Raw genomic sequence first — 7,287 nt, 5'->3', positions numbered from 1 at the left:
GTAGGTGGGCCAGTTGGTGATTTTGAATTTTTGCTTTGCCACGGAACGGTCTGTGTTGTCGGGAGGATGCGTGATCTGATCCTTCAACTCAGCAAAAGTTCGATTTATTCAACAAAGCCGATGAAGCACTGGCTAAGCTCAGTCTGACACGACGAGTAGGCATGTCAGTTAATAGTTTTCAGATGATACCTGATATATTACAAGTGACTGATATGATTGCAGTTGTACCTCGCCGCATGGTCCTGACTAACAACGATCTCATCATTCTCCCTTTGCCCCTGAAAGTACCCGGCTTTACCAAAAGCATGGCCTGGCATGAGCGAACCCATCGTGACCCAAGTCATCAGTGGATTCGTGCTTTATGCGCAGAAGTAAGCCAACATCCCGCGTCATGATATAATTTATCTTATTAAGAATATAAGTAATGACAATTCGCCTTATAACTCCATTGCACCAATAATCACTGTCATCACGTTACTGCCGTAATGACACACGCAGTGCACTCAACTATAGCAATTGGAGAAATTTATGAACGCGATTAACTGGCCAGAAGGCTTTGTTCCGGGTTTTACCGATAACTTTGTTTCTAATGAAATGATCATCTCAGGTCTGAACGTCAATGATGTCTGGCCGCTCCTGAGTCAGCCATTGCTATGGCCGGAATACTATAAAAATTCCGCCGATGTGCGCTTTTATGACAACAAAGGTCCAGAATTGGAAAATGGGGTTCGCTTCTACTTCAGCACGTTTGGTTTCCCAGTTGAAGCTCAGGTTGTGGAGTTTGTTCCACCTGCTGAAGGTAAACCTGCTCGTCTGGCATGGCACGGATGGGCCGGTGAAAAAGATACCGCTCAACGACTCGATGTCCATCATGCGTGGCTACTGGAGGATCTTTCCGGTCACAGGGTCCGTATCCTAACGCAGGAAACACAGAACGGAGTGCCGGCAAAAGATCTGGCAAATACCCGCCCGAACCCAATGCTTAATGGTCATCAGGAATGGCTTGACGGCCTGATTCGAGCAGCAAAGAAATAATAAACCGCTTTCCACAGTCATATCACTGAGGCTGCACTTCCCCGCAGCCTCAAGAATATTTGCCCGTTTGCTATTGCACTTGATTACAGGTAAATCATGTAACCCCCGCAAGTGACACCGCGCGGCCATATCTGTAATGTCCCCTCCTGGCACGCAGCGGACAGGCTTCGTGACCATCATGTCTGCTCCTGGCACAAAGCGGACGTTATTGTTCCAGCATTGTTTCTTCACCCTAGCCATGCAGTGCTTATTCTACCGTCAACACAGCCACTGCCATGCGTCTGTTCAGTCAATGGCGCAGGGCAGCCTACAGGCCTGACCCGGTAGCAGCAGGTAAACCGCGCCTGTTAAGTCGGATGATAAAATGAAGGTGGCTGGCCTGTAACCCGACGAAACATCGTCGCGAAGGAAGAGCCATTGTCATAGCCGAGCGACAACGCGACTTCATTCACCGGTGTGCCCGTTAGCAGCAATGCCAGCGCGCTGACCACACAGGCTCGCTGACGCCAGGCGGAAAACGACATGCCGGTTTGCTGCCGGAAATGGCGACGAAATGTGCTGCCGCTCATGAACAGTGTACTGGCCCAGCGTTCGGCCGGATCATGGATGGCTGGCGCGCGTAAAAAAGCCTGACACAGGGCTAACAGCGCGGGCTGCTGCGGCAAAGGGATCTCGAACTCGCGCACCGGCATTGCCGCCAGTTCAAGCAGCATCAAATCTGTCAGCGCCCGATCGCGTACGCTTTCATAGCGCGGCGGCAAATCCACCGCCTCCATCAATAACTGTCGCAAAAGCGGTGATACGGCAATTACTTCGCAGCGACAGTTGTTACGTAAGCTGGCCGCGCATACGGGTTCGATATACAGGCTACGCGTAGTGACCCCCATAAACTTTACTGCATGCAGGGTTTCGGGGGGGATCCATACCGCATGCTGGGGCGGAACCACCCATTCCCCGTCACGGGTTGAAACATGCATCAGGCCGGTTGCGCCATACAGAAGCTGCGCGCGGCGGTGCTGGTGTTGCGGCAGGGCAAATCCCTGCGCATAGTCGTTGCCGAGCGCCACAACCTCGCGATCCAGCCGATCGAAATCGTCGATTTTTCCGTTTCGCACATCCGCCCCCATCTGACCAGTTTGCAAGGGTAATTGAGCGCTGCGCAAATGGGAAGCGGGACGCTGGCGCGGTAAGCTGCTGCCTTATTTGCAAGGGGGCACTTCGTTGAACGATTTAATGATTATCGCAATGGCCGGCTTTACTACCGGCATTACAACGGTACTTTTTGGCTTCGGCGGCGGTTTTGTGGTGGTGCCCTTTATTTACCAGCTGCTGGTGCGGCAGCCTCAACTGGCGGGCAGTGCGATGCATATTGCCGTGGCCACCTCGACGGCGGTGATGATTTTCAACGCGGGCTGGGTCAGCTACCAAAACTGGCGCGCGGACAGGCTTTCTTCAACTGTCTTGTTCCCGCTGCTGTGGTTTATCGCCATGGGCGCGGTGGCCGGTTCGTGGCTGGCGGGAATATTGAGCGAGGCCCTGGTTCGCGCGCTTTTTATCGTTTATATGCTGGCGACGATTGGGGACTGCATGTTGCGCAAAGGCTTCTTCAGCGGCAGCGCGCCGCGTCGTTTATCACTTTTAACGGTCACCGTTGGCGGTACGCTAATCGGCATGATTGCCGCAATGCTGGGCGTGGGCGGCAGCGTAATGACGGTGCCGCTGTTGCGACGACACGGCCATGCGATGCGCGAATGTATTAGCGCGGCCAACCCACTTTCCCTGCCCGTGGCGCTGTGCGGTACGGTGACCTATGCGATAAGCGGCTGGCAAAAAATTCCGGCAGGCGGCTTTGTGGGTTTTATCAGCCTGAAAATTTGGGGCCTTCTGCTGCTAACCGGCTGGGCAGGCATAGTATTCAGCCGCAGGGCGATCCCTGCCGTCCCCGATGTCTGGCATGCGCGGATCTACGTGATGCTGCTGTGCTTAGTGCTCATGGCAATGTTGCTTTAAACAAACCCTGTTTTGCGAGTTTGGTTGCTATTACAGCAGCAATATCTGCATAAAGAGTGCTTCTGGTACAAAGCGGGCTCACGCGCAGTCGAAGTCCGCTATGAGCGAGGAGCAGACATCAGAGTGTTAAAGTTACGGTCACGTTAACTGCTGTGAAAAATGCCTGTCATAGTTGTAGCGACACTTTTCTAAATCCGATTCATTTTTCTATAAAGAATTTTCTTCAAGAGTCGATAACTTCTTCTCTACCCTATGGACAATTCTCATGATTAAACTAGCTTATGTTATAAGTGTTTCACTGCTTTTAGGTGCCTGTAGTCTCAATGTGCCTGGCCTTACTTCAGCTACAAACATCCCCCTCGAAATAAAAGGCTATCATATCGGGGATTCTGTAACTATTTGCCCTGGAAAACAAAAGATTTATGAAAAAGAAAAAGTCTTGATATGTGATGCTAAGATAGCTTCCATAGCTAATGAAACAACTAAAAGTAGTAATCTCTACTTCTATGACGGCAAGCTTGCTTATATACATATTGCTATCAATCAGCAGCAAGGTCTCACGCAATATAACGTTCTTTCGGCTTTAACCCAGAAGTTCGGCCCGCCTGCTCGAGGAGGAGTACCAAGAACCCATATATGGACTAATGGCAAAAATCTTATGGCACTTAATGAAATAAAAGGCACTCTTTTATTAGCAGGTGAAAATGCGGACAAAATTAAAAGTTCACTTTCAGCACAGGATACCAAGGATCTGTAATTCCTACTTGGCTAACCAGTAGTTAAAAAATATAACATTTTCAATGTCCTCTTCTGGCAAAATGCGGGCGGATAATGAAGGGTTATTAGCATTTTTCATTACAGATTTCACTCTGAAAATTATCTGGTATGTTGTGCTGGATTGGCGGACGATTGTGGTAACTTTTTCGCTCATAATACGAATAAACATCAATTTTTTCTGTTCTTCATCCAGAGCAGGCGGACGGTCACAACGCTTTCCGGGTCACTTAGCCCGTGCAATATCAGCAGGAGTGAGCTCAAGTAACAGGCCGCACTCAAACTCAGCGTCTATAGAAATAATCTATGTTGTCATCTTTTCGGCAAGACTGGTGAGATCTATCCTTCCCAGAGCCTATCGGTGTTTATGATTCCCGACTTCTTGTTTCCAGAGAATCTAGTATTGGTGTTACCAACGGGTTTTCATGGATTGGCCTTGGTCTCGTATATTTTGGGGTATATATTAACGCATCTTTTACCAGCGCTATTGCTTCCCACGGAGCTCTAAACACAGTTTTAGCTGGAATACGCAATACACGATATCCATGCTCAACAGAGTAATTATCACGAATCCTATCCCGCTCGATTGCTTCAGGCGAGGAATGCCACTGAGCGCCATCAATTTCAATAACCTGCCTTCCGTTTGCTACAAAATCAAAGCGATATCGTCCATGCCTTACTTGCATCGCAAGCGTTAATGAAGGCGATATCAGTTCTCCACTTTTTGGTGTAAGATTAAACTCATCAATCATAGCCTCAAGAAATTTTTCTTCAGCTGGGGACTCGCATGCAGCTATAAATAACTCTCGCCAGTTATCATCTTCTCGGGTTACAGTTTTCCAGGTGCGCGGTTGGGGAGAAGGAGATGTTAGTGAGCCTTTGGCATTATTCCCTTCGTTACCTTTTTTTAAATAAGAAAAAACAAAAAGTAAAAATATAATTACTAAAAATGGAAAAAAACAACACAGCACCAACATGACTAACAAAAAGACACTTCCCCAAAGTGATTTTTCTTTTTTTTTGCTCATAATTATATTATATATCCTATACAGTTCATTGATAAAGGATGAGTTGATTTTTATATTTTAACATAAAATCAAACCCCTGGCTTATTTTTTTATTTTTGTTGAGTGAAATTGTGGTCTTTTTATCTTAAAATAATGCATTCTATTTCTGTAGATCTCTAGTTTCTTTATAAAGTAAAGCATGCTTATTTGTTGATTGTTTTACCGCGCCCTATGTACAGCTAATGCTTATATTCTTATGTATTTATGGGTGCCTTATTAACAGGCTAGTCCGAAGAGGCTTTTTCACCTCGTCAGTCTTAATACTATTTACCCCGTATAATCACCACGCTTTTAATCATTGTTTATCCTAAAAGCGGTCGCCATAATATTATCTCGCCAACTACTGGCTGAAACTGGCCGAAGAGCGATAAGGAGTTTAAAATAAGTCAGGTTAAATTATAATCTGAATTTTTATTGGATATTAATTGATATTTTATACAATCGAGTTTTACGACATCTTGAAAAGGCTCCCTGCGGTTCATCTATGTAAAATTTCATGCAAGTTCCGAAGCTCTCAAGTATAGGGGTTGGCTATAAGATGAATTATAAAATTTTAAATATCTGAAAAGTCTTCACTTTTGCAACGTCCGCTTCTGGCACTAAGCGGACGTTAATATCAACAGCGTAATGGCTCCTACGGTTCGTCGGCCTTGCCGGGTCGTCAAGCCTCACTCCGCTTACCGACAGAGCCGGTAAGCTCTGCCGAATCCATTCGGGGTTTGGGCTTGGTGGCTACGTTCTAATAGCAAAGGCCTCGTTAGTCTCAGAAGATTGCTTACAGCCTGCTATGAATCAGGAGACAAAGTCGGCATTTTTTCACGTTTTTAGGGCCCTTGCCGATAACAGGTTTAAACTTCCAACAGCAAGGAACATATGATGACGCATTTAAAAAAAGCCCTCCGACTGCTATCAGTGCCGATGATGTACGCCGCAGGTGTTGGAACAGCCACGCGGCAAGATATGGAACGGTTCGGGGCCGACCAGCCGTCGGAAAAGAAAAGCTTAAGGCTTTTTATTTGACAGCCTTAAAACCGATTAACAGATAACATCAATAGCTAAAAGATATTTTTGAACAATACTTAGTAATCAAATAGGATGTTTATATGCTCTCCTTTAGAAAAATATTATTTACCTCTGTGTTGCTCTTTCCTGCGTCAACATTAGCTGGTGTGTGGGATACTTATTATAATAAAGATGAAATGCGTGGAACCACGCAAAGATTTATTCAACTGCCATCAAACAATACAGTTGAACTTAATTATCCTTATAATGGCGGAACTCAAGCACTACTTTCCATTTATTCAGAGAAGGAGAAACTGAAAGACGGCGCAAAACCAGAGCAACTCAAGCCGGTATCTGCCTATTTGCGTATCAGTCAAGGGCAGTTTTATTGTGAGGATTCTGAATATTGTTATATGTCAGCTAAATTCGATGATGGAGAAATCGAACGATACAAAATCGAGGAAATACCAGGGCAGCCAGTAGGTTATATCTATATTTTTGATAATTTTAGTTCATTTCTTGAGAAAGTAAAAAAGCACAAGAGCCTTACGCTGGAGGTATTCATATATAATTCTGGTAATAAGCAGTTTCAGTTTAATATAGATAGGTTTCCAAGTGGTTAGTCTAAATTATTGAAGCTGGTTTAATTGCTTTTTAAAGGGTGCTGGGATGAAAATTCAGTTTTCATCGGTGTCATCTGCTCTCTGCTAATTAAATCAACTTGATGTTTGTGACGTCCGCTTCTGGCACAAAGCGGACATCAGGAACAACATCCTTCTGTCCCTTTCCTGCATTGCCAGTCCGTGTGTTCTGGTGAACTAACCGAAAAACCCAGCTAGATTTACCAGGCCGCGCGGGCCCGGTCTGGTCAGGAAGGGACATATCCGATTACTGGCAGACTAGCGCCCGGAGGATAATTTATTCGCTGGAGTCCTAAAACCACCAGTTGAAAAAGCGTTCAGTAAATGGTTTTATAATTCATTAATAATTATTCACTATTACTGCATAAGGTCAGATACGTTGTCACTAGAGTCTGCAGAATGGTTTAGCCGGAATGGCATAGAGTGTTCACGGGTCAGAGCCCGTAATTCGGGCTTTCCGAAACATCTTCACGATGAATATGTCATCAGTGCCAACCTGACGGGGGTGGAGGAAATCTGGCTGGCAGGGAAAACCGCGTATGTTAAAAGTGGTCAGGTTACCTTATATAATCCGGGAACCATTCAGGCTTCGCGTTTTGATACTCAAGCCGTGGAATTCATCAGTGTGCACATCCCCCAGGCTTTGTTGAATAAATCGAACTTTTGCTGAGTTGAAGGATCAGATCACGCATCCTCCCGACAACACAGACCGTTCCGTGGCAAAGCAAAAATTCAAAATCACCAACTGGCCCACCTAC

General features: G+C 45.9%; 10 protein-coding genes and 1 pseudogene. 8 read left to right on the top strand and 3 right to left on the bottom strand.

All coding sequences use genetic code 11. The features are described from left to right. A partial coding sequence (locus tag MHZ97_RS22080; protein ID WP_239313698.1) for a hypothetical protein occupies window positions 1–87 on the bottom strand: 87 nt, incomplete at its 3' end. Window positions 88–116: 29 nt separating this feature from the next. Here MHZ97_RS22080 and MHZ97_RS22075 point away from each other — a divergent pair. Beyond that, window positions 117–395, top strand: a pseudogene (locus MHZ97_RS22075) (LysR substrate-binding domain-containing protein); the annotation flags it as partial. A gap of 133 nt (window positions 396–528) precedes the next feature. Continuing rightward, the gene (locus tag MHZ97_RS22070) at window positions 529–1,035 is read left to right on the top strand and encodes a polyketide cyclase (protein WP_043016095.1); all 507 of its coding nucleotides are present in this window, start codon (window positions 529–531) and stop codon (window positions 1,033–1,035) included. 347 nt (window positions 1,036–1,382) lie between these two features. Here MHZ97_RS22070 and MHZ97_RS22065 read toward each other — a convergent pair whose 3' ends face one another. Then, entirely contained in the window at window positions 1,383–2,150 is a 768-nt protein-coding gene (locus tag MHZ97_RS22065) for a helix-turn-helix domain-containing protein (protein WP_239315678.1), read from the bottom strand. Between the two features lie 106 nt (window positions 2,151–2,256). Here MHZ97_RS22065 and MHZ97_RS22060 point away from each other — a divergent pair, with 106 nt between their 5' ends. Both MHZ97_RS22060 and MHZ97_RS22055 read left to right on the top strand, forming a co-directional pair. Beyond that, complete coding sequence (locus tag MHZ97_RS22060; RefSeq protein WP_239315677.1) at window positions 2,257–3,045, top strand: sulfite exporter TauE/SafE family protein; 789 nt, start codon at window positions 2,257–2,259, stop codon at window positions 3,043–3,045. 265 nt (window positions 3,046–3,310) lie between these two features. Continuing rightward, complete coding sequence (locus tag MHZ97_RS22055) at window positions 3,311–3,802, top strand: hypothetical protein (protein ID WP_239315676.1); 492 nt, start codon at window positions 3,311–3,313, stop codon at window positions 3,800–3,802. Between the two features lie 382 nt (window positions 3,803–4,184). On the opposite strand, the gene MHZ97_RS22050 is transcribed toward MHZ97_RS22055, so the two are convergent. Next, the gene (locus tag MHZ97_RS22050; protein WP_239315675.1) at window positions 4,185–4,847 is read right to left on the bottom strand and encodes an endonuclease domain-containing protein; all 663 of its coding nucleotides are present in this window, start codon (window positions 4,845–4,847) and stop codon (window positions 4,185–4,187) included. A gap of 915 nt (window positions 4,848–5,762) precedes the next feature. Here MHZ97_RS22050 and MHZ97_RS22045 point away from each other — a divergent pair. The 4 genes from MHZ97_RS22045 to MHZ97_RS22030 form a co-directional block, all read left to right on the top strand. After that, a complete protein-coding gene (locus tag MHZ97_RS22045) occupies window positions 5,763–5,906 on the top strand; it encodes a hypothetical protein (RefSeq protein ID WP_239315674.1) in 144 nt (47 codons plus the stop codon). An 83-nt stretch (window positions 5,907–5,989) separates the two neighbouring features. Then, the gene (locus MHZ97_RS22040; RefSeq protein ID WP_239315673.1) at window positions 5,990–6,511 is read left to right on the top strand and encodes a hypothetical protein; all 522 of its coding nucleotides are present in this window, start codon (window positions 5,990–5,992) and stop codon (window positions 6,509–6,511) included. Between the two features lie 397 nt (window positions 6,512–6,908). Next, on the top strand, window positions 6,909–7,199 hold the full coding sequence (locus MHZ97_RS22035) for an AraC family ligand binding domain-containing protein (protein WP_239315672.1): 291 nt from the start codon (window positions 6,909–6,911) through the stop codon (window positions 7,197–7,199). A gap of 1 nt (window position 7,200) precedes the next feature. Then, on the top strand, window positions 7,201–7,287 hold an 87-nt coding region (locus tag MHZ97_RS22030), incomplete at its 3' end, for a hypothetical protein (protein WP_239313698.1).

The sequence above is a fragment of the Pantoea sp. ACRSC genome (assembly GCF_022346785.1).
Lineage (GTDB): Bacteria > Pseudomonadota > Gammaproteobacteria > Enterobacterales > Enterobacteriaceae > Pantoea > Pantoea alvi.
The sequence above is the reverse complement of the archived record's forward strand: the minus strand, read 5'-3'. Positions and strand labels throughout refer to the sequence as shown.